We start from the raw sequence: 23,924 nt of genomic DNA on the forward strand, positions 1-23,924 counted from the left end.
CGGAGGTGACCCTATGACGGCAAACGGTTCAGGAGGCCAGTTCGCGCGTGCGCGGATCGTGCCCGTTGAAGGCGATGGAAAGAGTCGCAAGTACGACAAACCCATTCCGTGTATGTTCAACCCCCGCGAGTACTCCATTTCCCGCACCCTGGAATGGAAAACCGCCAGCAACGACAACACCGACACCGGCAACAAGGTGTACGCGGGCGGCTCACCCGCCAAGTTGACGCTGGAACTGTTCTTTGACACCTACGCTTTCCGCAGTCAGCCGGGCGTCGTCGAAGACGTGCGCAAACACACCGACCGCCTGTGGGCCATGACCCAGATGGATCCCTCCACGACGGAAACCGCCAAGGGCTCGGGGCTGAAAAAGCTCCGGCCGCCCAAGGTGCTGTTCCAGTGGGGAAGCACCTGGCACTTTGAGGCCGTGATCAAGGATATGGAGCAGCAGTTCACGCTGTTTATGCCGGACGGAACGCCCGTGCGCTCGATCATCAAGGTGACCTTCGAGCAGGCCGACCGCAGCACGGCCTTTTACGGCCCCAATGCGCAGGGGCCCAAGGCCACCCATGTCAGTCAGGGGATTCGCAACGCGGCGGCCGACCGGGGCTTTTCCGGCGACCTGCGCCGCACCACGTTCGGGAAGGGCTAAGGCATGACCCGCACTGTGCGCGACCCTCTGGAAGGGTCAGTCAGCAGCCTCTACATGAATGTGGATGGCCGGGACATGGACCAGGAACTGTTCGAGGTGATTCACGAAATCACGGTGGACAGCAGCCTGCAGCTCCCGGATGTGGCCACCGTCACCCTGCGCGACATTGAGGGCATGCTGGTCGATGACGAGCGCTTCAAGCTGGGCGCCCGCATCAAGATCATTTCGCAGGTCAAGGACCACAAGGAAACGCTGTTCGACGGCGAACTGGTGGAGATTGAGCCGCGCTACACCAAATCCACCCAGCAGCTGCGCCTGCGCGCCTTCGACCGCCTGCACCGCTTGGCGCGCGGCACCCACACCCGGTCGTTTCAGAACATCAGCGACCTGGACCTCGTGAAAAAGCTGGCCGGCGAGGCGGGCATGACCGCCAAGACCGAAGGCAGCAGCGTGGTGCACCCTTACGTCTTGCAGCACAACCAGACCAATCTGGCCTTTCTGCGCGAGCGGGTCTCGCGCCTGGGCATGATCCTGTACGCCGACGGCACCACCCTGCACTGCGAGCCGGTGCGCGGCCAGGACCGTATTGAGCTGACCTGGGGCGACAACCTCTCGGAGTTTCTGCCGCGCCTGACCAGCCTGCAGCAGACCAGCCAGAGCACCGTGCGCTCCTGGGATCCCAAGCAGAAGCGCAGTGTGGTGGGGCAGGCCACCAGCGGCAAGGGCAAGGCCGAGGTGGCCGAGCGCACGAAAAGTGAGGGTGTAGCCCAGCAGGCGTTCAACATGAAAGCGCCCGCCACCTCCAGCACCCTGATTGTGCGCGACCAGGGCTACGCGGCGGCCATTGCCCAGGCCCAGCGCAACGTGGTGGCCGAACACCTGCTGGAAGCGCGGGGCGTCACCGCCGGTTACCCGCGCCTGACGGCCGGCACCACCCTGGAAATCAAGAATGTGGGCCGGCGCTTTAGCGGCAAGTACATTGCCAGCAATGTGCGCCATGTCTACCGTAACGGCGAGGGCTACAGCACCGAATTCAGCGTGACTGGCAGCCGCCCGGATTCGCTGGGCAGCCTGCTGCGGGCCGCCAGCAGTGGCGCGGGCGCCGACGCCCCGTATACCCCGGTGCCGGGCCTGATGATCGGCGTGGTGACCAACAACAACGACCCGGAAAATCAGGGCCGCGTGAAGCTGAAGCTGCCCGCCCTGACCGAGGACGACGAGACCGACTGGGCGCGCGTGGCGGGCCTGGGCAACGGCCCCAACCGGGGCTCGCACCACACGCCGGAAGTGAACGACGAGGTGCTGGTGGGCTTTGAGCACGGTGACATCCACCACCCCTACGTGATTGGGGGTCTGTGGAACGGCAAAGACAGCCCGCCGCGCCCGGTGAACAAGGTGGTCAAGAACGGCAAGGTAATTCAGCGCGTCTACCGCACCCGCCTGGGCCATGAGTTCATTTACGACGACCCCGACGCCCCCGATCCGCCCAAAATTACCCTGCAGAGCAGCAAGAACCACGCCCTAGAGCTGAACGACGACAAGAAAAAGCCCTTTGTCGAACTGCGCTCCAAGGACGGCCACCGCCTCACGCTGACTGAAGGCAGCGGCCCCCAGGTGATTCTGCGCGACAAGAACGGCAACGAAGTGCTGCTGAACACGCGCAGCAACACGGTGACGATCACCAGCACGGGCAAGCTGGAACTGAAGGCCCGCATGGGCATCAGCATTGACGGCGGCGGCGGCAACGTGGACGTGCGCGGCGTGATGATCAACCTGAACTGAGGGGCCTCGCCCAGGCCCCTTTCCCCCCAAGGCTTGCTGAACCCTGGCCCGCTGTGCCCAGGCCCGCCTCGCGGCAAAATAGAGGCCCACCCGTTCACTGCTGCCCCTCCCCGCGCCCGTTTCCTCAGGAGCCTTCATGACACAGGCCAACTTGCAAAAACGTCCGCCCGGCCTTCTGGACACCCTGGAACAGAAGGCCGAAGATCTGGCCGACAGCGTGCTGGCCGCCCTGGGCTGGGGCCAGCCCAGGGCGGCCTCGCCCCAACCGGGGGGCCTTGGGCGCGGTCAGACCTGGACAAGGGACTTCCGGCACGACAACGGCCAGCTGACCCTGCACCTGCACCTCAGCCGCGCGGCGGACGGGCAGCTGAGCGGCCACTACGCGGTGCAGCCCAAGGGCAAGGCGCGCGGGCAGAACTGGCCGCTGGCCGGCCGGCTGCAGGGTGACGATACGTTCAGTCTGCACGGCACGCAGAACGGCGCCCGCTTCGTGGGCTCGCTGCGCGGGGGCACGCCCGAAGTGAGCGAATTCAAGAACCGCAAGTTCTCGCTGGAGAACTTCACCTTCACCCGCTTGGGCGCCGCGTCCCGGCCAAAACCGGCGGCCAAGCCGGCGTCAGCACCCGCGGCGGCAGGGGGAAACCAGACCGCCAGCGGCCCCCGCACGGGCGCGCTGCCCGACCTGCCGGCCCTGCGCGAGCCCGGCTTTCTGCCCCGGCTGCGGCAGGTGGCCGCTGCGGTGAACACCACGCCGGAGGTCGTGCTGGCCTTCTTGAATCTGGAAAGCAACCTGGACCCCACCAGCAACAAGGACCGCAAGACGCAGTACAAGGGGCTGGGGCAGATTGGGAAGGACGCACTCAAGGACATCAACGCCTTTATTGCCCGGCACAAGCTCACCCTGAAGCCGCTGGACACCACCCAGGACCTGACCGCCCTGAGCGCCACCCAGCAGCTGGCCTACGTGGAAATCCACTTGCAGCTGCACATGCATGGGGTGGACAAAAAGGCCAAGGCCGCTGGGCGCACCACCTCGCTGGAAGAGGTCTACATGGGGCACCTGGGCGGCAGCGCCAAGTACGCCGAAAAGGACGTCTGGGTCAGCGAGGGCAGCGCCGCCTACCGTCAGAACCCGATGGACGCCGACCAGGACGGTCACAACACGCCGGCCGAAGCGGCCGACACGGTGCGCGGGCGTTTCACGGCCAATTTCAAGGCGAACCTGGATGAACGCAGCCGGCACCTGAAGCCCACCCGGCGCAAGTTTGACGGCAAAACCCAGCTGTTTTACGTGTACGACGCAGGACACGACAACGGCCTGCCGCTGTTCAGCCTGGACCCGGCCGAGCGGACGCCCATCCCCGCGCCCGTGCTGCCCAAGCCCCCAGCGGTGGAACTCCGTGAGGAAGAGGAGCCGGTGGGCGAACCCGACGCCCTGGACCAGCTGATGAAACTCACCGAGGACACCCCGCAGTACACCGCACAGCAGATCCGGGTGGCGCGGGAACTGATCAAGCTGCAGCCCCAGTCGCAGCGGGCCGAACTGTACCTGATCCTGCAGGAAAAGACCCCGCACCATTCGCAGCGCAACAACGAGAGCCTGGGGCGTGCGGTGGACGGCGACCGCCCCAACGCCCGCATTGGCGGGGTTATGTGCAACCTCACCAGCGCGGCGATGGTGCTGGAGCAGCTGGGCATTGAGAACCCCAACCCCGAGGATTTTCCCCAGTTCGAGGATTACCTGGAGGACCTGCGGCGCAAATACGTGGACGCCCGTTACCAGGAACTGCTGGCGGCGGGCCTCTCGCCCAAAAAGGCTCGCCAGGGCTCGTACCAGCGCTTCCACCGCACCACCATGGAAGGCTGGGGCAAGGTGCTGGCGCTGATGGGCGCCTCGCACGACACCATTCCGCCCCGCCGCGACCGGAAGTTCTGGGAAAGCACCGTGCGCAAGCACCTGGAAGAGGGCGAGGCCGTGATGATGAGCATCAACGGGCATATCGTGCGCTTGCAGGGCATGAATGAGCAGGGCCTGATCGTGGATGACCCGTATGGCAAGTCGGTGCTGAAGAAAAACACGGGCCTGGCCGCCAAGGACAAAGACGGCCAGTACAAGCACGATGGCACCAAGAGCGGCAACGATACCGTCTGGTCCTGGGCCAGCGTGGCCGAACACGACATGCTGTGGATTGCGGCGGTGAAGAAGAAGTGATACGGATTCCGTCCATCTCCGGAACATCCAGGAAAGAACTGGATGTTCCTCCAATTCCCGGAAATCCGTATTTTTTCCCTCTCCCTCCGGTCGGAAAAATTCCGTCATACCTGACGGAGTTTTTCGGAAGTCGTATGAGCCGCCTCTGGTATTGGCCCGTTGTGCTGGGCGCCCTGGGGCTGGCCGGCGCCGCCTCTGCGCCGGGGCGGCCCCTGCTGGGACAGGCCCTGTTCCGGCCGGTGCAGACGGTGGAAGGGCCTGTGCCCATGCCGGTGGGCGTGGAGGGCGCCGCCTTCTGCCGGACGTACCGCTGCGTGGGCTCGCAGTCGCAGGGCACCACCACCACCGGCACCCTGGGATGGTATGTGGCGCCCCTCTCGGCGCGTGCAGAGCAGGTGCTGAGAGACAGCGGAGCGGGGCGCTTCGTGCCGGAAGCCACCGTGATGTACGAGAAAAACATCGTGACCTTTGCCGATCTGATGTTTGACACCACGGTGCGCGCAGCCCTGCCAGCCGCCACCCTGAACCTGCTGGGCCACTTCACGCGGCTGGTGCTGGGTGCGCCCATCAGCGGGCAGAAACTCAGCGCCTGCTACCGGACCCTGAAAGCCGAGGCGCGCTGCACGGTGGGCACCGGCCGCATTCAGCTGGCGGGCGGCGCCACGCGCACCTTTCACGCCGCCTTTCGCACGGTGGATGATGGCGCCGGTTACAGCCGCGTGAACTACGCCATCGAACTGGACGACTGATGCCCCGAACTGCCCCCCGCCCCGCCGCCGCCCAGGACCCCCGCCTGCTGCGCGCTGTCTGTGACAGCCTGAGTGCCCAGGTGCTGGACGCCGCCCTGAGTGAACAGGGTGACCCCGAAGCCGCCTACGAGGTGGTGCTGCCCGATGAGCTGGACCAGACCCGGCTGGGCGCGCTGGCCCGGGGCCTGGAGCTGACCCCCTTTGAAACCGGCGTGGTGGCCCTGGCCCTGGCCACCGAGCTGTACCCCGAGCGCACCCTGGCCGCCTGCGCCACCGCGCTGCAACTGGAAGGCCCCTACGCCGGCTTCCTGACCCCCTCGCTGTGCCGCCGCTGGCTGCCAGACCCTGCCGGCACGGACGTGGCGGCCTTTCAGCCGGGCGGCGCGCTGTTCCGCTACCACCTGATCGAGTTTGGCCAGAGTGTGAATGCCAGCGTGGTGGAGGCCCTGACCCCTCTGCGCCTGACGGCCGGCGCCCTGGCCTACCTGCGCGGCGACGACAGCGCAGCCCTGGAACTGCGCGGCGTGGCGCAGCCGTTGCTCGCCGGGGGGCTGCTGAGCGACTCGCAGGAGGCGGCGCTGCAGACCGCCCGCAAGCACCTGTCGCGCGGGGGCAACGAGCGGGCGGTGCTACTCTACGGCACCCAGACCGCCGCCATGCGCTCGCTGGCCGGGCACCTGCTGGCCGACGCGGCGGGGCCGGCCCTGCTGCTGGACGTGGCGGCCCTGGCCACCCGCCCCGCCGAGGAACTGAATGTGATCCTGCGGGCCCTGGAGCGCGACGGGCGGGTGAACACCACGCCGCTGGTGCTCGACGCCACCGGCGACCCCCCCGAGGGCCAGACCCTGGACGACCTGACCGGGCGCGTGCTGGGGGCCGCCACCGGCCTGTGCGTGATGCTGGCGCCCGATCCGCTGCCGCTGGACTCGGCGCGCGCCATCCTGCCGCTGGAGGTGCAGGCCCCCACCCCCGCCGAGCAGCGCGAGCGCTGGGCCCAGGCGCTGGGCGTGGGCGGCGAGTCCAGTCTGCTGCGCCAGCTGGGCGACCAGTACCAGCTGAGCCTGGACCGCATTGACACCCTGGCGCGCGAGGCGAGGGCCGCCCTGGCGGCCAATGCCTCGCATGCCGCCCGGCTGGACCGCGCCTGGGAAGCGGCCCGCACCGCCAACCGCCGCCTGATGGGCTCGCTGGCCCAGCGCATCGAAACCCGCGCGGGCTGGGACGACCTGATCCTGCCCGCCGCCGACCGCGCCGCGCTGGAACAGATCGCCGCGCATGTGCGCCACCGCTCGCAGGTGTACGAGGACATGGGCATGGCCCGCCCGGGGCGTGGCCGCTCTATCGCGGCCCTTTTCAGCGGGCCCAGCGGCACCGGCAAGACCCTGAGTGCCGAGGTGCTGGCGCGCGACCTGAACCTGGACCTGTACCGGGTGGACCTCAGCAGCACGGTCAGCAAGTACATCGGGGAAACCGAGAAGAACCTCAAGAAGATTTTCGATGCGGCCGACCAGGGCGGCTGCGTGCTGCTGTTCGACGAGGCCGACAGTGTGTTCGGCAAACGCGGCGAGGTCCGCGATTCCAATGACCGCTACGCCAACGTGCAGGTGAACTACCTCCTGCAGCGCCTGGAGAGCTTTAACGGGCTGGCGGTGCTGACCACCAACATGGAAAGCAGCATGGACATTGCCTTCATGCGCCGCCTGCAGTTCGTGATCAACTTCCGCGCGCCGCAGGCCCAGGAACGCGAGCGGCTGTGGCGCGGGGCCTTTCCCAAGACCCTGGACACCAGCGCCCTGGATTTCCCCGCACTCGCCGCCGCCGATGTGGCCGGGGGCAACATCCGCAGCGTGGTGATGAACGCGGTGTTCATGGCCGTGGCGCGCGGCGTCCCGCTGACCCAGCCGCTGGTGGAAGAAGCCCTGCACCTCGAATACCGCAAGCTAGGCCGATTGGTGCTGTAGAGGCAAAGAAGGGGGCCGGACCAGGGAAGATGCTCCCAGTCCGGCCCCTTCTTTGCCGCCCTTACAGGCCCATCGAAATGAACTTGGTCTCCAGGTACTCGTCCAGGCCCCAGTGCCCGCCCTCGCGGCCCACACCGCTGTTTTTCATGCCGCCGAAAGGCACATGCGGGGCGCCTGCACTGGGCACGCCGTCGTTAATCCCCACAATGCCGTACTCCAGCGCCTCGGCCACGCGCCACGCCCGGCCCAGGTCGCGGGTGTAGGCATAGGCGGCCAGTCCGTATTCGGAGGCGTTGGCCAGGCGCAGCGCCTCTTCTTCGGTGTCAAACGGCACCACCGGCGCCACCGGCCCAAAGGTTTCCTCGCGCAGGATGAGCGAATCCGGGTGCACGTCGGTGAGCACGGTGGGGTGGAAGTACAGCCCCTCTTTCACCGTGCCGCCCACCGTGGCGCGGGCGCCGCGCTGCAGGGCGTCCTGCACCTGCGCCTGAATCTTGTCCAGGCCGGCCTGTTCCACCACTGGGCCCACGCCAGTGCCGTCCAGCAGGGGGTCGCCCAGCACCAGCTTGCCAGTCAGGCGGGTGAGGATGGCGGTGAATTCCTCGGCCACGGCGCGCTGCACATATATGCGGTTGGTGCTGATGCAGGTCTGCCCCGCGTTGCGGAACTTGCTGCCCACCACCTCGCGGGCGGCTTTTTCCAGATCGGCGTCCTCGAACACCAGGAAAGGCGCGTGGCCCCCCAGTTCCAGGGAGACCCGTTTCAGGGTCTGGGCGGCCTGGGTGTACAGCAGGCGCCCCACGGCGGTGGAGCCCGTGAAGGTCAGTTTGCGCACCCGCTCGTCGGCCATGAAGGGCGCGCTGAAGGCCGGGGCGTCGTTGGTGGGCAGCACCTGCAGGGTGTTCGCCGGGCCGCCCGCCTGCAGCCACAGTTCGGCCAGATACAGCGCGGTCATGGGGCTCTGCTCGGCGGGTTTGAGGATCATCACGCAGCCGGCGGCCAGGGCGGGCGCGGCCTTGCGGGTGATCATGCCCGCCGGGAAGTTCCAGGGGGTCACGGCGTACACGATGCCCACCGGCTCGGCGTTCGTGAAGCCGCGCTTGCGGTTCTGGCGCATGGAAATGCGCTCGCCGCTGATGCGCCCGGCCTCCTCGGCGCACCATTCGATGAAGCTGGCGGCGTAATGCACCTCGCCGCGCGTCTCGGTGATGGGCTTGCCCATTTCCAGGGTCATCAGGCGGGCGAGCTCTTCCTTGTGCTCGAACATCAGGTCGTGCCAGCGGCGCAGAATCTGGCCGCGCTGGTACGGGTTAACCTGCCGCCACGCGCGCAGGGCCTCTTCGGCGGCGTCAATGGCGCGCCGGGCGTCGTCGGCGGTGCAGTCGGCCACCGCGCCGATGGGTTCCAGGGTGCCGGGGTGAATCACCTCGAAGGTGCGGGCGCCGGCGCGCCACTCGCCGTCAAAGTAGGCCTGGGTGCGGGTCACGGGGTCGTTCAGCAGGACAGTCATGGGGCTCCTTGAAGGGGAGGGGAGGGGAGAGCCGAGCGGAATCACCGCAGCGTAGCGCGCGCCCGGCCGGGTCCGCCCAGCATCACGGGACAGGGTGATGCGAACTGCACTCAGGAAACAACGTGGCAGAGGCCTCAGACCTCCTTCCCTCCCCCAACCACCTCTCAACGGGTAAGAAATGTGGTCCTGCAGGCCCAGGAGCCGGTAGGACCAAGTGTCCAAATCCGTAGAAACCAGCGGGCCAGGATGCCAATGGCGCGTTGTTGAGGGCCTGCGCACGCCATCGCGCTCCCGCCGCCGGTCCTGTGTCTGAACGCAGGCCCAAGCCCGGGGGCACGCGGGGGCGGTGGCCCCAGGCTGTACCGGGGTGTGGCCCCCTCTGCTGCCCTGCCCCCCATGCCGGTCTGGTTGCGCCTGCTGGGGGTGCTGGTGTGTGCCCTGCCGCTACTCGTGTTCGTCTTGAACGCCTTGCAAACGCAGACCCCGCTGGAGGTCCTGGCCAGCCTGATCTACGTGCTGATCCTTGGGTTTTTCGCCTTCCTGCTGCTGATCGTGCCCATCGTGTTTCCGCCCCTGTGCTGGCTGATCGGGTTCCGTCCGGGGGCGCTGGCTGGGTCTGGCCTGCTGGGCCTCGTGGGCCTGGGCCTGCTGCTGACCCGCAGTTCCACGTCGGATGTGGAGCTGGGCAGGCTGCTGTGCGTGCACCTTGCCCTGTGCGGCGTGCTGGGGTGGGAATGGCGCGGGGCCTGGAAGCGGCAGCGACAGGCAATGCCCCCGGATGCCGCTTGAAGCGGACGCCGCAGCCATGGTGAAGAGAACGCGCTCAAGGTGTCGCCGCTGAGCCGGGTGCAGGTCCGCTCTTCGTACTTCTGAAGCCCAGCCGCCGCTTGACCCCTGAACCCCTCAAATCTCCGCCCACGTTCAAAATTGACGTGCTCGTAACTTTCAGCCTATGCTGAACCCACATCTCACCCTGGAGGATGGTCCATGCCCCTGAAGCAACTGTTTGATCTGAGCGGCAAGGTGGCCCTGGTGACTGGCGGCAGCCGGGGCCTGGGCCTGCAAATCGCCGAGGCCCTGGGCGAATACGGCGCCCGCGTGGTGCTCACGGCCCGCAAAGTCCACGAACTGGAAGAAGCCGCCGCCCACCTGCGCGCCCAGGGCATCACGGTGCAGGTGCTGCCCGGCGACCTCTCGGCCCTGGACACCATTGACGCTGCCGTAGAGGGCCTGCTGGCCGAAGTGGGGCACATTGACATTCTGGTGAACAACGCCGGGGCCACCTGGGGCGCGCCCACCACCGAGCACCCGCTGCAGGCGTGGCAGAAGGTGATGAACGTGAATGTAAACGGCGCGTTCGTGCTGACCCAGAGCGTGCTGCGCCGCTCCATGCTGCCGCGCGGCTGGGGGCGCATCATCAACGTGGCCTCGGTGGCGGGGCTGCAGGGCAACGACCCCCGCATGGTGCCCACCCTGGCCTACAACACCAGCAAGGGGGCCCTGGTGAACTTCACCCGCGCCCTGGCCGCCGAATTCGCCGCGCAGGGCATCACGGTGAACAGCATCTGCCCCGGCTACTTTCCCACCAAGATGACCAAGGGCACCCTGGCCTACGGCGAGGCGGCCATTCTAGAGCACACCCCCATGCGGCGGCTGGGCAGCGACGAGGACCTCAAGGGCCTTGCCCTGCTACTCGCCAGCGACGCCGGGGCGTACATCACCGGGCAGAACATCGCCGTGGACGGCGGAATCACGGCGGTATGAAGCCCGCCGAACTGGCCGCGCACCTGGGGCAAGAGGTGGCGTGCTCCGGCTGGGTGGAGGTGACGCAGGCGCGCATTGACGCCTTTGCCCACGCCACGGGGGACCACCAGTTCATTCACACCGACCCCGTGCGCGCGGCGGCCGGGCCGTTTGGGGGCACGGTGGCGCACGGCTTTCTCACCCTGTCGCTGCTGGCGGGCGAATTCATGACCCAGGGCGGGGTGCCTACCATTGAAGGCGCCCGGCTGGTCGTGAACTATGGCCTGAACCGGGTGCGGTTTATTACCCCGGTGCGCGCCGGGGCCCGTCTGCGCGCCCGCGCCGTGCTGCAGGCCGCACAGGAGGGGGAAGGCCACGTGCAACTCACCCTGGGCAACACTATTGAGATTGAAGGCGAGGCCCGGCCCGCCTGCACCGCCGAGGTGGTGTACCGGATTTTCCTGTGAGCCGCCTGACCAACCGTAAAAAACTGCGCGGCGGCCACACCCAGTTGCGGCGGGTGGCCCGCTGGCGCGCGCAGTACCTGGAACCCGACTGGTTCGCTCTGGAGCACTTCGGCGTGACCTACGCCAAGCTCTGGGTGGACCCCTGGTGCCGCTTTCCCCGCCGCGAGCCGCCGGCGTGGGTGCGGCGCGAACTGCTGGCCGGGCTGCTGGACATTCACGCCGCCTGGGCCCGCGCCGCTGCGGGCCGCGAGGACGTGGCGTATCTGGCCCTTTGGCTGGGCTGGCCGCACTTCGTGGATTCGCAGGTGGTGATGGCGTCGCCCGAGCGGGCCCAGATGTACCGCACCATGTTCACGCCCGCCGAGCCCCGGCCGCTGCCGCCGCAGTTGGCCCTGCAGGACCCGCGGCTGAACACGCTGCACTGGCAGACGGGTCTGGACGAGGTGTTTCTGAGTTGCGAGGAGGTGGCCGCGCGGCGCTCGTGGCTGCGCCGCCCCCACCGTGTCCTGACCCCAGAGGTGGGCGAACCGCTGTACGCCCTGCAGCGCGGCCACGTCTGGGTGGGCCGCCAAGGAGGAGAAGCATGACCATCGTGTACGTGACGGGCGACGCCACCCAGCCGCAGGGCGAGGGCCCCAAGCTGCTGGTGCACGTGTGCAATGACATTGGTGCCTGGGGCCGGGGGTTTGTGCTGGCGCTCTCCAAGCGTTTCCCCACCCCCGAAGCCGAATTCAAACGCTGGGCCGCCGGGGAGACCGGGCAGCCCTACGCGCTGGGCGAGGTGCAATTCGTGCCAGTGGCGCCGGACCTTGTGGTGGCGAATCTGGTGGGGCAGCACGACATCGCCCGCAAAAGCAGGCCCACCGCCCAGCCCCCGGTGCGCTACGAGGCGATTCGCGCCGGGCTGGCGCATGTGCGCCTGGAAGCCGGGCGCCTGGGCGCCAGCGTCCACATGCCCCGGATTGGCGCAGGGGTGGCGGGTGGCGACTGGGCGGTGATCGCGCCCATCATCGAAGACGAGCTGACCCGCCACGGTGTGCCCGTCACCGTGTACGACCTGCCGGCCTCGGAGGCGCCGTGATCACCGGCGCCGCCTACACCCTGGAAAAGGCCGGCGTGGTCCTGGGCACCCTGACCGTCACCGACACCGACATGTTCGCCATTCGTGGCACCTTCAAGGCCACTCCCGCGTTCGAACCCTACCGCGCCCTCTTCGACGAGGATGCCCGGTGGGCCGAGCGGGTGGCCGACGACGATTCGCCGGCAGTGCTGGCGCAGGCCGAAGCCAGCCTGGAACGGATTCTGGCCCTGGGGCTGGTGCTGCGCGGCCCACGCGGCACCGGCTACCGCAACATGCTGCTGAGCATTGAGGGCGACCAGGCGGGCTTCCGGCCACTGCACCCGGAAGAGGAGCCACTATGAGTGGGGACAGAGCAAGCGTGCGGGTTGAGCTTGGCCTGCTGCTGGATTTCCCAGCGGTGATCGTCTGTTCGCCCTCTGGGGTCATCTACGCCCAGCAAGCCTGCGGCACCGTGTGTCTTCAGCCGGAGCAGGAAGGGTTCCTGGTTCCTCTGTCTGACGAACTTGGCCGACTCAGAGAAGCCCTGGAGGGTCATTTTGCCGCGCCACCATACAGCGGTACAGGTTTTGCAGTCACTCGAACGGCGGGAGAGTCCTGGTGAGGGGTATCGCCCGAGACCGCCCAGTGGCTCGATACAGACGTGTTGCCTCCCTGGATTCGTGTGGACCGACAGAAACTGCGCGACTCCTCCGAGGCGTGGATCTGGGTCGAGGTTCACAGCGAGCAGCACCCCCCGCCTGCCTTTGTCAGCCCCGAGCCTTGCTCCGGCGTGCTGGTCTGGGCCAACAGCGATTGAAAGCAGTTCTTGAAGGAGAACCTCCCTATGACCCTGTTTGACCTTTCCCCGCGCACCCGTGACCTGCACGCGCGTCTGCAGCGCTTCATGGACGCCCACATCTCCCCCAACGAGGCGGAAGTGAGCCGCCAGATTGACACGGGGGACCGCTGGGCCCCGTTGCCCCTGCTGGAAACCCTGAAAGAGCAGGCGCGCGCCGAGGGCCTGTGGAACCTCTTCCTGCCGCCCGCCAGCGATCCCCAGGGCCAGTTTGGTCCCGGCCTCTCCAACCTGGAGTACGCGCCGCTGTGCGAACTGATGGGCCGGGTGTGGTGGGCGCCGGAGGTCTTTAACTGCTCGGCCCCTGACACCGGCAACATGGAGGTGCTGGCGCGCTACGGCACCCCGGAGCAGCAGGAGGCGTGGCTGTGGCCGCTGCTGCGCGGCGAGATCCGCTCGGCTTTTTCCATGACCGAACCCGACGTGGCGTCCAGCGACGCCACCAACATCCAGGCCCGCATTGAGCGCGACGGCGACGAGTATGTCCTGAACGGCGAGAAGTGGTGGACGAGTGGCGCGGGTGATCCCCGCTGCGCTGTGTCCATCTTCATGGGCAAGACCGACCCGCACGCCCCCCGCCACGCGCAGCAGAGCATGATTCTGGTGCCCATGAACGCCCCCGGCGTGACCACCGAGCGCATGCTGACCGTCTTTGGCTACGACGACGCCCCGCACGGCCACGCGCAGATGACCTTCCGCGACGTGCGGGTGCCGGCCGGCAACCTGCTGCTGGGCGAGGGCCGGGGCTTTGAAATCGCGCAGGGGCGCCTGGGACCGGGCCGCATTCACCACTGCATGCGCCTGATCGGGCAGGCCGAGCGCGCCCTGGACCTGATGATCGAGCGCGCCCAGGGGCGGGTGGCCTTTGGCAAGCCCCTGTCCGGCCACCAGCATGTGCGCGAGGCCATCGCCACGTCGCGCATCGAGATTGATCAGGCGCGGCTGCTGACGCTGCAGGCCGCGCACCTGATGGACACTGTGGGCAACCGCGCCGCCCGGGGGCAGATTGCCGCCATCAAGGTGGTGGCGCCGAATGTGGCCCTGCGGGTGATTGACCGCGCCATTCAGGTGTTCGGCGGGGCCGGGGTCAGCCAGGACACGCCGTTGGCCCTGATGTACGCCCAGGCCCGCACCCTGCGGCTGGCCGACGGCCCGGACATCGTGCACACCGAGACGGTGGCCAAAGTGGAATTGGGCCGGCACGCTCGCCGCCAGGAGGACTGAAGATGGAGATACCGGGCAAAATCATTGTGGTCACCGGGGCCGCGTCCGGGATTGGGCTAGCGCTGGCGACGCGCTTTGTGCAGGAGGGGGCCACCGTCGTGGCCGCTGACCGGAATGCCGCCCAGGGCGCCCAGGCCGCCGCGAACATCGGCGCCCGGTTCGTGGCCGCCGACGTGGGCACCGAAGCGGACGTGCAGGCCTTGATCGAAGGCGTGCTGGCCCATGAGGGGCGCATTGACCTCTTCTGCTCCAACGCCGGTGTGGCGATAGGGGAGGGGCCCGAATCGCCGGATGCCCACTGGGACCTCAGCCACCGGGTGAACGTCATGAGCCATGTGTGGGCCGCCCGGCACTTGCTGCCGCACATGCTGGCGCGCGGCGAGGGCTACCTGCTGAACACGGCCTCGGCGGCGGGGCTGCTCACCGAACTGCACTCGGCACCCTACGCGGTCAGCAAGCACGGCGCGCTGGCCCTGGCCGAGTGGCTGGCGATCACCTACGGCGACCGGGGCATCCGCGTGGCCTGCCTGTGCCCGGAAGGGGTCTGGACCCCCATGATCGCGCACGCGCCGCTGCTGCAGCAAACCGCCATCACCACCGATGAGCTGGTGGACAAGACGCTGGCCGCCCTGCGCGCCGAGGCCTTCCTGATCACCACCCACCCCACCACCCTAAAGGGCTTTGCGCTCAAGGCCGCCGACTACGACGGCTGGATTGCACGCATGCGCGCCCTGCGCACGAAGGCCATGACCCTGCTGGGGAAGGCGTGAGGGGCCAGCCGTGACCCGCCCGGACACCGCCCCGGTGCGCCCAGGCGAGGAGCTGCCGCTGGCCGCGCTGCAAGGCGCCCTGCGAGGCCGCGTGCCGGGCGACGTGGACGCCCTGCAGGTCGAGCAGTTTCCGGGCGGCTTTTCCAACCTCACCTACCTGCTGCGCCTGGGCGACACCGAATACGTGCTGCGCCGGGCGCCGCTGGGTCCGGTGGCCCCCGGCGCCCACGATATGGCGCGCGAGGCCGCCCTCCTGGCGCGCATTCACCCAGTGCTGCCGGTGGCCCCGCGCCCGGTGCTGGTGGTCGAGGATGAGACGGTGCTGGGCCGCCCCTTTTACCTGATGGAACGCCGCCGGGGCGTGGTGGTGCGTACGGCCCTGCCCCCCGAATACGCAGCCCGTCCAGACGCCCCCGCGCAGCTCTCGGCTGCACTGATTGGCACGCTGGCCGACCTGCACGCGGTGGATATTGACGCCGCTGGCCTGCGCGCCATTGGCCGTCCCGAAGGCTTCAACGCGCGGCAGGTCGACGGCTGGTCCGGCCGCTGGCGCCGCGCCCGCGCCGCCCTGCAGGGCAGCGGCGATCTGCCCGATACCCTGCCCGACGAAGGGGTCATGGCGTGGTTGCAGGCCCACACCCCCACAGAAAGCGCGCACACCCTGGTGCACAATGATTTCAAGCTGGACAACCTGATGTTCGACCCCCAGGACCCCGGGCGCGTGACGGCCCTGCTGGACTGGGAGATGACCACGGTGGGCGACCCCCTGGTGGACCTGGGCCTGACGCTCACCTACTGGACGCTGCCCGAGCTGCCCGGCGGCGCCCCAAACCGGGTGGGCGCGGCGGCCCCCGGTTTCCTGGGCCGCGACGAACTGGTGGCGCACTACGAAGCCCGCCTTGCTCGTCATGTGACGAGCAGCCTGCCGTGGTACGAGGTGCTGGGGCATTTCAAGCTGGCGGTGATCGTGCTGCAGATCTTCGCCCGTTACCGCGCCGGCCAGACCCAGGACCCCCGCTTTGCTCCCCTGGCCGCCCAGGCCGCGTGGCTGATCACCGAAGCCCAGCGCCGCATTGAACAGGCGGGCCTGCCTGCCCGTGGCTGAATTGCTGCTGGTGCGCCACGGGCAGGCCACCCCCTTTGAGGCCGACACGGATCGGCTCTCCCCGCTGGGACAGGCGCAGGCCCGCCGGGTGGGGCAGTGGCTGGCCGCCGAGGGTCTGACGCCCACCCATGTGGTACACGGCCCCCTAATTCGCCAGCGCCACACCGCCGAGTTGGCCGCCCAGGCGGCGGGCGTGCTCTGGCCTTTGCCTTCAGCAGACCCCCGCCTGGCCGAGTACGACGGCGAAGGGCTGATGCGGGTGCTGGCCCCGCTGCTCGCCGCGCAGGACCCAGGAGTGGCCGCGTGGCTGGCCCAGCTGCGCCAACCTCTGCCCCCCGCAGAGCGGCAGCGGGCCTTTCAGGGCGTGCTGGAAGCGGTGGCCCAGGGTTGGCAGTCCGGGGCTTTAACTCACCCGGCAGTCGAGCCGTGGCCCACATTCCAGGCGCGCGTGACGGCCGCCCTGCACGACCTCTGCGGCCTGCCTTCTGGGTCCAGGGCGGCCGTGTTCACCAGCGGCGGCGTGATCGCGCTGGCCGTGGCCCAGGTGCTGCAGGCAGCTCCCGCCCGCGCCCTGGCCCTGAACTGGCGGGTGCGCAACGCGTCTGTGACCCGCCTGAGCTTTGGCCGGGGCCGCGTGAGCCTGGACAGCTTCAACGAGGTGGGCCACCTGCCGCCTGGGGAACGTTCCTGGCGCTGATAACGGTCACCACAAGACCTGAAGGTCAACCCTTCATACGACTCCCGAAAAATTCCGTAGCGAGTTGTGGAATTTTCCGACCGAAGCGCGAAGGAAAAAGGACGGATTTCCGGGAATTGGACTGGCACAGGGCCGAACGTGGGGAACATCCAGGAAAGACTGGATGTTCCGGAAATGGACGGCAGTCCGTATCAGGTCATCTGGGGCGAGCGGAACGAGTGCCCGCGACAGAGGGCGGTTGGCGTCGCCTTGAGGGGAGTGCCTTCTTCCTCTGGGCGGAACGGAGGACCGCTGTGAGGCCTGCTGGACGGCCAGTGCCCTACGGCGTGGGCGGGCGCCAGTTGGCGGCAGGACGCGCAAAGTAATACCCCTGCATCACATGCACGCCCAGCGCAGTCAGCAGGTCCACCTGCCGCAGGGTTTCCACCCCTTCGGCCACCAGTTCCAGGCCCAGGTCGCGGCTCAGGCCCACCATCGCCCGCACAATCGCTGCGTCGCGGCCATCTGGCTGCTCCTGCAGGGCCGTCACAAACCCCCGGTCAATCTTGATGCCGCTGAGGGGAAAGCGCGCCAGATAGCCCAGGCTGCTGTAGCCGGTGCCAAAGTCGTCAAGCATGACCCGCACGCCGTCGGCCTGCAACCCGGCCAGCAGCCGGGCGGCGCGTTCAGGGGACTGCATCATCAGGCTCTCGGTAATTTCCAGTTCCAGGCACTCAGGCGGCAGGCCGCTGCTCTCAAGCGCCGCACGCACCACGCCGCGCAGATCGGCGTGGGCAAACTGCTGCGCTGAGAGGTTCACCGCCACCCGCGTCCCGCCCCAGTGCGCCGCCTGGGCGCAGGCGGCCTGCAGCACCCAGGCTCCTACTTCGACGATCTGGCCACTGCGTTCCAGAATAGGCATGAAGATGCCCGGACTCTGCAGGCCGTGTTCGGCGCTGCGCCAGCGCAGCAGGGCCTCGGCGCACACCGCCCGCCTCGAGCGCACATCTATCATCGGCTGAACGTGCAACTCAAACTCGCCGCGCTCCAGTGCGCGGGCCAGCGCGCCTTCCAGGCCCGCGTGGGCATGGGCCCGGTGGTCGTAGGCCACGCAGGCTTCACCTTGTGCCTTAGCGTCGTTCAGCGCCAGCTCGGAGGCCTGGCGCAGCGCCTCGGGTTCGCGGGCGTCGCTGGGCCAGTGCGCCGCGCCCACGCTCCACGACATCCGGATAGGGTGGCCCCCCACCGGCACCGGGGCGTTCAGGGCGTCCAGGGCCTGCGCCAGCCGCTGATCCAGGGTGCCGTCGGCGCGGCGGCCCAGCAGCAGCAAGGCGAATTCGTCGCCGCCCACCCGCGCCACCATCTCGTCGTCCTGCAGCGCCGCGCGCAGTCGTCCGGCGACCACCCGCAGCACCTCGTCGGCCGCGTCCTGGCCATAGGCGTCGTTCACCAGCTGAAAGCGGTTGAGGTCCGCCGACACCAGCAGAAATTCAGAGCCCTGACGCCCGGCGCGTTCCACCTGCTGGTCCAGCTGCGCGCGCAGCATGACCCGGTTGGGCAGGCCGGTCAGCGGGTCGTACAGCCGCCCGCGTTCCAGTTCCTGCAGCTGGCGCTGCACCGTTTCCTCGGCCTGCAGGCGCAGCGTCTGTTCGTAGGCGGCGCGCCGCTGGGCGCTGTCCAGGGCGGCCTGCGCCGTCAGCTCGCGCAGGTGCTGGTCTTGGGAAGCGGCGTTCAGTTCACTCTGCAGGGCCAGCACCTGCCGCAGGTAGGCCACCGCCTGCGCGGGGTGCTCGGTCTCGGTTAGCTCAGCCAGAATGTTCAGGGCGTCCAGCTCCACCTGCTTACGGCGGTCCGCCCTCGCCAGTTCCAGGGCCTGGGCCGCAGCGGCGCGGGCGAGGCCCTGCTCGCCCGCCTCCTGGTAAATGCGCGCCAGCAGCAACTGGGTGGCCATCACCCCGTCGGGATCATGAACCCCTGCAAAGGTGGCCTGGGCCTGCTCGGCGCAGGCACGGGCCCCCGTATGCCCCAGATGAAACAGGGCCTGCGCCAGATTCAGCTGCACGTACGCCTGCATGTCCGGCAGACTGGGCAGTTCGGGTTCCTGAATCAGGGGTTCAAGCAGCGCCACACATTCGGCGTACCGCTCTCCTCTCAGGTACACGTCGCCCAAATTGATGGCCGCCAGAAACAGCGCGCTGGCGGCCCCCGCGCCCCGCGCCCGTTCTAGGCAACGCCGGTACTGGTGGGCCGCCTCGTCCAGCTTACCCTGCGAGGTCAGGGCCCGGGCCAGGGTGTTCAGGAAATGCAGTTCGGCCGCCAGGGGAAGCTCGCTGGCGGGCATCTGGTCCAGGGCTGTCTGGGCTTCCTGCAGCGCCAGCATGGCCTGATAGTCATCGTTCAGGCTCAGGCAGATGCCCGCGATATTACATAGCACGTTCACCCGGCCCACCGTGTCGCCCAGCCGGGCGCGCAACTGGGCGGCTTCCTGCAGCAGGCGCAGGGCTTTCTGACTGTCCAGCTGCAGGTGGTGCAGGTGGGCCAGTTGCACCAGGCTGCGCGCCTGGGCGGCCAGGTCGCCACGTAGGGTCGCGGTCTCGCGGGCCTGTTCAAACTCCTGCTGGGCCTGGGCCAGGTCGCCGGCCGCCTTGTGGTATTCACCCCTGGCGTACGGGAGATCGGCGGCAGAAAGCGAGGCCAGCGCGGTGTGCGCGGCCTCCAACTCTCCTCTGTCGAGAAGATCGAGCACTTTCTGCAGCGCGTCTGGCATCAGCGAAGCGGGCGCGGCGGGCGCGGCGGGCAAGGGGAGACTTGCTGAACCGGCTGGGAAGAAACACGTCTACAGCCACGAACCCGCACCACACCGCGGGCGAAACCCGGGGAAGGCCCGTCTACCTGAGTCTTGACCCAGTTCCTGGAGTCCTCTCCTGTCTCCCGCAAGGCGCCGCCTGGGAAGTCCCCCAGGTCAATCATCGAGGTCGTCAAGGAAATCGGTGAGGTTCACGCGCCCGGCGCCCAACTGCCCCTGGTAGGCACTGTTGCCGGGCAGCAAGTCCACGCGCCGCGCCGCGCGTTGCAGGGCCTCTCGGGCGCCTTCCGGGCTGGCCCCCTCTGACAGCCCCAGGGCCAGGGCGCCCGCCACCACAGGCGTGCTCATGGAGGTGCCGCTGAACTGCCCGGCCCGCGCGCCAGGGTACGGCGCGGCCACCTGCTCACCGGGCGCCATCAGCCCCACGGCAGAGCCGTACGACGAGAACGAGCTTTTCAGGTCGTCGCTGTCCACGCTGCCCACGGCCACGCTCAGGGCCTGGCCTGCAAAGTCGGCGGCCGGGTGGTCCAGTTCAGGGCGGTCACTGTTGCCCGCCGCCGCCACCACCAACACCTGCTGGCGGTTGGCATAGGCAATCGCCTGCTGCAGGGCGTCAAAGGGCTCAGCAGTGCCCAGGCTCAGGTTGATCACGTCGGCACCGTGGTCCACCGCCCACACGATGGCGGCGGCCACGTTCAGCGCGTCGCCCCGGCCAGCGTGGTCCAGCACGCGCAGCGGCATGATCTTGGCGCGTGGAGCCACCTGCGCGGCAATGCCCGCCACCACGGTGCCGTGCCCGTAGGCGCCCTCGCCTGCGGTTCCCTCGTCTTGGGGGCGCGCGTCGCCATCCACAAAATCGTGCCAGGTGGACGGGTCGCTCAGCAGGTGGGTGAACATGGGGTGCTGCAGGTCCAGGCCGCTGTCCACCACGGCAATCACCTGCCCCGCGCCCAGGCGACTGTTGGCGTAGGCGTTGTCCAGGCCGATGCGGCGCCACGCTCCCGTGTTGGCCGGTAAACCCTGATAGGTGCCGCCCGACCACAGCTGCTGTGCCGTTGCCGTCCAGTCGGTCACGGTGCTGGACCACAGGTCGCCCGTGCTCCGCCCCCAGGACAACTTGCTGGCGCTGCTCCAGAATGTAGGCGGCGTATCGGAGGGCACGGACAGCACATTCTGGTTGGCCTGGGGCTGGGGGCCCGCCCCCTGCCCTTGCAGGGGCGCGCGGGTGGGGTTGCCCACCACGGCGAAGGTCTCGGTGCGCAGCGCGACGCGACCGCCGTACTGGCGTTCAAGCGCCTCGTTGGTCACCGAAGCCGTCACCGGGACCGTCACGGTGGTGGTGGGCCGCTGCACCTCTGGGGTGACCAGACGGCTGCAGCCGGGCAGCAGGAGGGCAGTCAGAAGGATGCAGGGGAAAGTGCGACGCATGAAGAGCTCCTGAAGAAAGAAGAAGGAAGGAAACGCGAACCAGAGCGCCGGAAGACCACACTGTTGGCGGCGCCTGAGTGTAGCGCTTTCATGATGAGCTCACCTGAGGGTGCCCCCATGGCCGTCTTAAGACGCGGGCGCTGCGTGGCTTGTCCTATGTTACTGCCGGGGGGACAGGGCCCTGTCATGGCAAACTTCTCATCGTCTGGCGGTGCGCTGAAGTCCGTGATGCTCAGGTAAAGGAGCGCACACGGGCCGCCGCCGCGCGTCCGCTGAGGCGTGGGCCGCCCCAGGGCCAAGGAGGTGAGGAAAAGACCTGTGAACCGCTGGCGCCAGCCCCATCTGCTGTTCGGCGCGCTGCTGATCTCGGCCCTGCTCCATGCCGGCTGGGTGGGGACAGGTGCCCAGCCAGCGGCGCTGCGGCCGGTGCTGGGCAACCTGATCTTTTTTGCCCCCTGCCTGCTGGCGGCGGCCCTGGGCTGGACCCTCTCGCGCCGCGTGGGCGGCCAGACCCGCCGCGCCTGGACCTTGTTCACGGCGGGCCTGCTGTGCTGGGCGGCGGGGCAGGTGGCGTACGTGTGGCTGGACCTTACGGGGGCCTCGCCCTTTCCCTCGCTGGCCGACGTGGGGTATCTGCTGCTGGCACCCTGCTTTTTCCTGGGGGCACTGCACATCTGGCAACCCCTGCCCTCGCGCCTGCTGGCCCTGGGCCTGGCGCTGGACGTGGCCCTGATTGTGCTGGCGCTGGGCACGGCCCTCTGGGCATCCCTGGTGGCGCCGGTGCTCACGCTGTATGCCGGGCACCCCTTCGCCCTGGCCGTGGCGGTGGCCTACCCCCTGTCGGACCTGGTGGTGGTGGCGCTGGCCCTGGTTGCGGCGGTGTGGCAGCCCCGGGGCCTGGGGCAGATGCAACTGGCGCTGCTGGGCGGTGGCCTGGCCGTGCTGTGCGTGGCCCACACGGTGTATGCCCAGCAGGCGGCGCGCGGCGCCTACCTGGTGGGCGGGCCGCTGGACCTGTTGTGGCCGCTGGCGTTTGTGGCCTTTGGCAGCGCGGCTTACGTGCGTCTGGCCGCCCGGGACCCGCAGGCCCTGTCCAGCGCGCCCCTGTCGGCCACGCGGCGCCACCGCCTGAATGTCTTGCCGTCCCTGGCGCTGACGCTGCCGTACGCCGTGTTCTTTCTGGGGCCCGGCCTGCAGGGCGGGCACGCGCTGTGGCGGGCCGCGCCGCTGCTGCTGGCGCTGCTGTTTGTGCGTCAGGTGCTGGCGCTGATCGACACCGGGCGCCTGCAGCGCACCCTGGAGCGGCAGGCCCGGCACGACGCCCTGACCGGGCTGCTCAACCGCAGCGCCGTGCACGAGGCCCTGACGCACTGCATTCAGGTTGCGCAGGCGCAGGGCCAGGTGGTGGGCGTGATGTTTCTGGACCTGGACCGCCTGAAGCACATCAATGACGCCTGGGGGCACGCGGCCGGTGACCAGATGCTGCGGCAGTTTGCCCAGCGGCTGCGCGCCAGCACCCGCGCGGCCGACGTCGTGGGGCGCTTTGGGGGCGACGAGTTTGTGGTGGTGGCCATTGCCCAGGACCAGCCGCGCCTGCAGGCCCTGGCCCAGCGGCTGCTGCTCGGCGTGCGGCAGCCGGTTGAGCTGATGGGCCAGCGGCTGGAACTGACCGCCAGTGTGGGGGTTGCGGTGTGCCCCGGCGACGCAGTGGACGCCGCCGCCGCGCTGCACCAGGCAGACCTGGCCATGTACCGCGCCAAGGCCATGGGCCGCAACGCCCTGGCCTTTTACGACGCCCACGACCACGCCGCCCAGATGCAGCAGATTCAGCTGGAAGAGGAACTGCGCGCCGCTCTGGCCAGCGGCGCCCTGGAACTGCACTATCAGCCGATTGTGGCGCTGCCGGGCGGACAGCTGCGCGGCGTAGAGGCCCTGCTGCGCTGGACCTCGCCGGCCCTGGGCCCCGTGTCCCCACTAAAGACCGTGCAACTGGCCGAAGAACGCGGCCTGATGCCGCAACTGGGCGCCTGGGTGCTGGCCGAGGCGGTGCGGCAGGTGGGCCAGTGGCGCCGGCAGGCCGCGCCCAGCCTGACGGTGTCGGTGAATGTGTCGGCCTCGCAGTTTGGGCTGGGCGATTTTGTGGAGGGGGTGGTGCGGACCCTGGCGCACCACGGGGTGCCGGGCGAGGCCGTCATGCTGGAACTCACGGAAAGCACGCTGATTCAGGATGCCCAGGCCTCGGCGCAGAAGATGCGCGCCCTGCGCGAACTGGGCGTGCGCATTGCCCTGGACGATTTTGGCACCGGATATTCCAGCCTCAGCTATCTGCGCCAGTTGCCCGTGGACGTGCTGAAAATCGACCGCTCATTCGTGCACACCCTCAATGAGGGCAACGACGCCTTTGTGCGGGCCATTGTGACGCTGGGACAGGCCCAGGGCGCGCAGGTGGTGGTGGAGGGCATTGAGGCCCCGGCCCAGGCCGCCGCCGCCGCCGCGCTGGGCTGCGAACTGGGCCAGGGTTACCACTTTGCCCGGCCGCTCAGCGCCGCGCAGCTTGGGGCCCGGTTGTCGGCGCCGCAGTGGCCACCGGGCGAAACGCCCACCCAGGACGAGGAAGGGCCCCAGTCTCTGCCTTCGTCCTGATGGCGCAGGGGCCTGTCTGCCCGCTGCCCGCAGCCCTGGCCAGGGGTGGAGAGCGGTTCCGCGCGCCCGGTCTGCAGCACATCTCCCTCATAGCGGTGACCTGGGGCGAGCGGCGCGATTGACCGCGACAGACAGCGGTTGGCGGGGCGTTGAGGGGTGCTTTCCGCCCCTGGGCGGAACGGAAGGCCGCTGTGAGCGGACATCGTTCGCTGCGCCTGCGGAATCAGTGCCCGGCGCGTATGGACGCCCGCCCTGGACCAACAAACCCAGTCGAGTAGAC

General features: G+C 68.7%; 19 protein-coding genes and 1 pseudogene. 17 read left to right on the plus strand and 3 right to left on the minus strand.

Going from position 1 to position 23,924, the window contains the following annotated elements; translation table 11 throughout:
* Positions 1 to 13 precede the first annotated feature (13 nt).
* The 5 genes from K7W41_RS10015 to K7W41_RS10035 all read left to right on the plus strand — a co-directional run bounded on the left by K7W41_RS10015 (position 14) and on the right by K7W41_RS10035 (position 7,356).
* Positions 14 to 652, plus strand: coding sequence for a CIS tube protein (locus K7W41_RS10015; RefSeq protein ID WP_224607534.1), 639 nt, complete (start codon positions 14 to 16; stop codon positions 650 to 652).
* Between the two features lie 3 nt (positions 653 to 655).
* A complete protein-coding gene (locus K7W41_RS10020) occupies positions 656 to 2,434 on the plus strand; it encodes a VgrG-related protein (RefSeq protein WP_224607537.1) in 1,779 nt (592 codons plus the stop codon).
* A 136-nt stretch (positions 2,435 to 2,570) separates the two neighbouring features.
* On the plus strand, positions 2,571 to 4,646 hold the full coding sequence (locus K7W41_RS10025) for a C39 family peptidase (RefSeq protein WP_224607540.1): 2,076 nt from the start codon (positions 2,571 to 2,573) through the stop codon (positions 4,644 to 4,646).
* 134 nt (positions 4,647 to 4,780) lie between these two features.
* Complete coding sequence (locus tag K7W41_RS10030) at positions 4,781 to 5,395, plus strand: hypothetical protein (RefSeq protein ID WP_224607543.1); 615 nt, start codon at positions 4,781 to 4,783, stop codon at positions 5,393 to 5,395.
* Positions 5,395 to 7,356 (plus strand): ATP-binding protein, encoded by a 1,962-nt coding sequence (locus tag K7W41_RS10035; protein WP_224607546.1) that lies wholly within the window; start codon positions 5,395 to 5,397, stop codon positions 7,354 to 7,356. Before K7W41_RS10030 ends, K7W41_RS10035 begins: the two co-directional genes overlap by 1 nt.
* A 61-nt stretch (positions 7,357 to 7,417) precedes the next feature.
* Here the strand turns inward: K7W41_RS10035 and K7W41_RS10040 are convergent, their stop codons facing one another.
* A complete protein-coding gene (locus K7W41_RS10040; RefSeq protein WP_224607549.1) occupies positions 7,418 to 8,866 on the minus strand; it encodes an NAD-dependent succinate-semialdehyde dehydrogenase in 1,449 nt (482 codons plus the stop codon).
* 396 nt (positions 8,867 to 9,262) lie between these two features.
* Here K7W41_RS10040 and K7W41_RS10045 point away from each other — a divergent pair, with 396 nt between their 5' ends.
* The 11 genes and pseudogenes from K7W41_RS10045 (at position 9,263) to K7W41_RS10095 (ending at position 16,788) form a co-directional block, all read left to right on the plus strand.
* Positions 9,263 to 9,655, plus strand: a complete 393-nt coding sequence (locus K7W41_RS10045) for a hypothetical protein (protein ID WP_224607552.1) — start codon at positions 9,263 to 9,265, stop codon at positions 9,653 to 9,655.
* Between the two features lie 198 nt (positions 9,656 to 9,853).
* Entirely contained in the window at positions 9,854 to 10,630 is a 777-nt protein-coding gene (locus K7W41_RS10050) for an SDR family oxidoreductase (RefSeq protein WP_224607555.1), read from the plus strand.
* Positions 10,627 to 11,076 carry a MaoC family dehydratase gene (locus K7W41_RS10055; RefSeq protein ID WP_224607558.1) on the plus strand — a complete coding sequence of 150 codons (450 nt, stop codon included), beginning with the start codon at positions 10,627 to 10,629 and terminating at the stop codon, positions 11,074 to 11,076. The genes K7W41_RS10050 and K7W41_RS10055 overlap by 4 nt, the downstream gene beginning before the upstream one ends.
* The gene (locus tag K7W41_RS10060; protein WP_224607561.1) at positions 11,073 to 11,663 is read left to right on the plus strand and encodes a hypothetical protein; all 591 of its coding nucleotides are present in this window, start codon (positions 11,073 to 11,075) and stop codon (positions 11,661 to 11,663) included. The genes K7W41_RS10055 and K7W41_RS10060 overlap by 4 nt, the downstream gene beginning before the upstream one ends.
* On the plus strand, positions 11,660 to 12,157 hold the full coding sequence (locus K7W41_RS10065) for a macro domain-containing protein (protein WP_224607564.1): 498 nt from the start codon (positions 11,660 to 11,662) through the stop codon (positions 12,155 to 12,157). Before K7W41_RS10060 ends, K7W41_RS10065 begins: the two co-directional genes overlap by 4 nt.
* Positions 12,154 to 12,498 (plus strand): hypothetical protein, encoded by a 345-nt coding sequence (locus K7W41_RS10070; RefSeq protein ID WP_224607567.1) that lies wholly within the window; start codon positions 12,154 to 12,156, stop codon positions 12,496 to 12,498. The genes K7W41_RS10065 and K7W41_RS10070 overlap by 4 nt, the downstream gene beginning before the upstream one ends.
* Positions 12,495 to 12,953 (plus strand): annotated as a pseudogene (locus tag K7W41_RS23790) (DUF6210 family protein). The gene K7W41_RS10070 and the pseudogene K7W41_RS23790 overlap by 4 nt, the downstream one beginning before the upstream one ends.
* 27 nt (positions 12,954 to 12,980) lie before the next feature.
* The gene (locus tag K7W41_RS10080) at positions 12,981 to 14,216 is read left to right on the plus strand and encodes an acyl-CoA dehydrogenase family protein (protein WP_224607570.1); all 1,236 of its coding nucleotides are present in this window, start codon (positions 12,981 to 12,983) and stop codon (positions 14,214 to 14,216) included.
* 2 nt (positions 14,217 to 14,218) lie between these two features.
* Positions 14,219 to 14,986 carry an SDR family oxidoreductase gene (locus K7W41_RS10085; RefSeq protein ID WP_224607572.1) on the plus strand — a complete coding sequence of 256 codons (768 nt, stop codon included), beginning with the start codon at positions 14,219 to 14,221 and terminating at the stop codon, positions 14,984 to 14,986.
* A gap of 10 nt (positions 14,987 to 14,996) precedes the next feature.
* Positions 14,997 to 16,091: a phosphotransferase family protein gene (locus tag K7W41_RS10090; RefSeq protein WP_224607575.1), complete on the plus strand. Its 1,095-nt coding sequence runs from the start codon at positions 14,997 to 14,999 to the stop codon at positions 16,089 to 16,091.
* Positions 16,084 to 16,788, plus strand: a complete 705-nt coding sequence (locus K7W41_RS10095) for a histidine phosphatase family protein (protein ID WP_224607578.1) — start codon at positions 16,084 to 16,086, stop codon at positions 16,786 to 16,788. Before K7W41_RS10090 ends, K7W41_RS10095 begins: the two co-directional genes overlap by 8 nt.
* Positions 16,789 to 17,107: 319 nt before the next feature.
* Here the strand turns inward: K7W41_RS10095 and K7W41_RS10100 are convergent, their stop codons facing one another.
* Both K7W41_RS10100 and K7W41_RS10105 read right to left on the minus strand, forming a co-directional pair.
* Positions 17,108 to 19,534, minus strand: a complete 2,427-nt coding sequence (locus tag K7W41_RS10100; RefSeq protein ID WP_224607581.1) for a bifunctional diguanylate cyclase/phosphodiesterase — start codon at positions 19,532 to 19,534, stop codon at positions 17,108 to 17,110.
* A 195-nt stretch (positions 19,535 to 19,729) separates the two neighbouring features.
* Positions 19,730 to 21,001 (minus strand): S8 family serine peptidase, encoded by a 1,272-nt coding sequence (locus tag K7W41_RS10105; RefSeq protein ID WP_224607584.1) that lies wholly within the window; start codon positions 20,999 to 21,001, stop codon positions 19,730 to 19,732.
* A gap of 318 nt (positions 21,002 to 21,319) precedes the next feature.
* Here K7W41_RS10105 and K7W41_RS10110 point away from each other — a divergent pair, with 318 nt between their 5' ends.
* Positions 21,320 to 23,644, plus strand: coding sequence for a putative bifunctional diguanylate cyclase/phosphodiesterase (locus K7W41_RS10110; RefSeq protein WP_224607587.1), 2,325 nt, complete (start codon positions 21,320 to 21,322; stop codon positions 23,642 to 23,644).
* Positions 23,645 to 23,924 lie beyond the last annotated feature (280 nt).

Origin of the sequence: Deinococcus multiflagellatus (assembly GCF_020166415.1) — a bacterium.
Classification (GTDB): domain Bacteria; phylum Deinococcota; class Deinococci; order Deinococcales; family Deinococcaceae; genus Deinococcus; species Deinococcus multiflagellatus.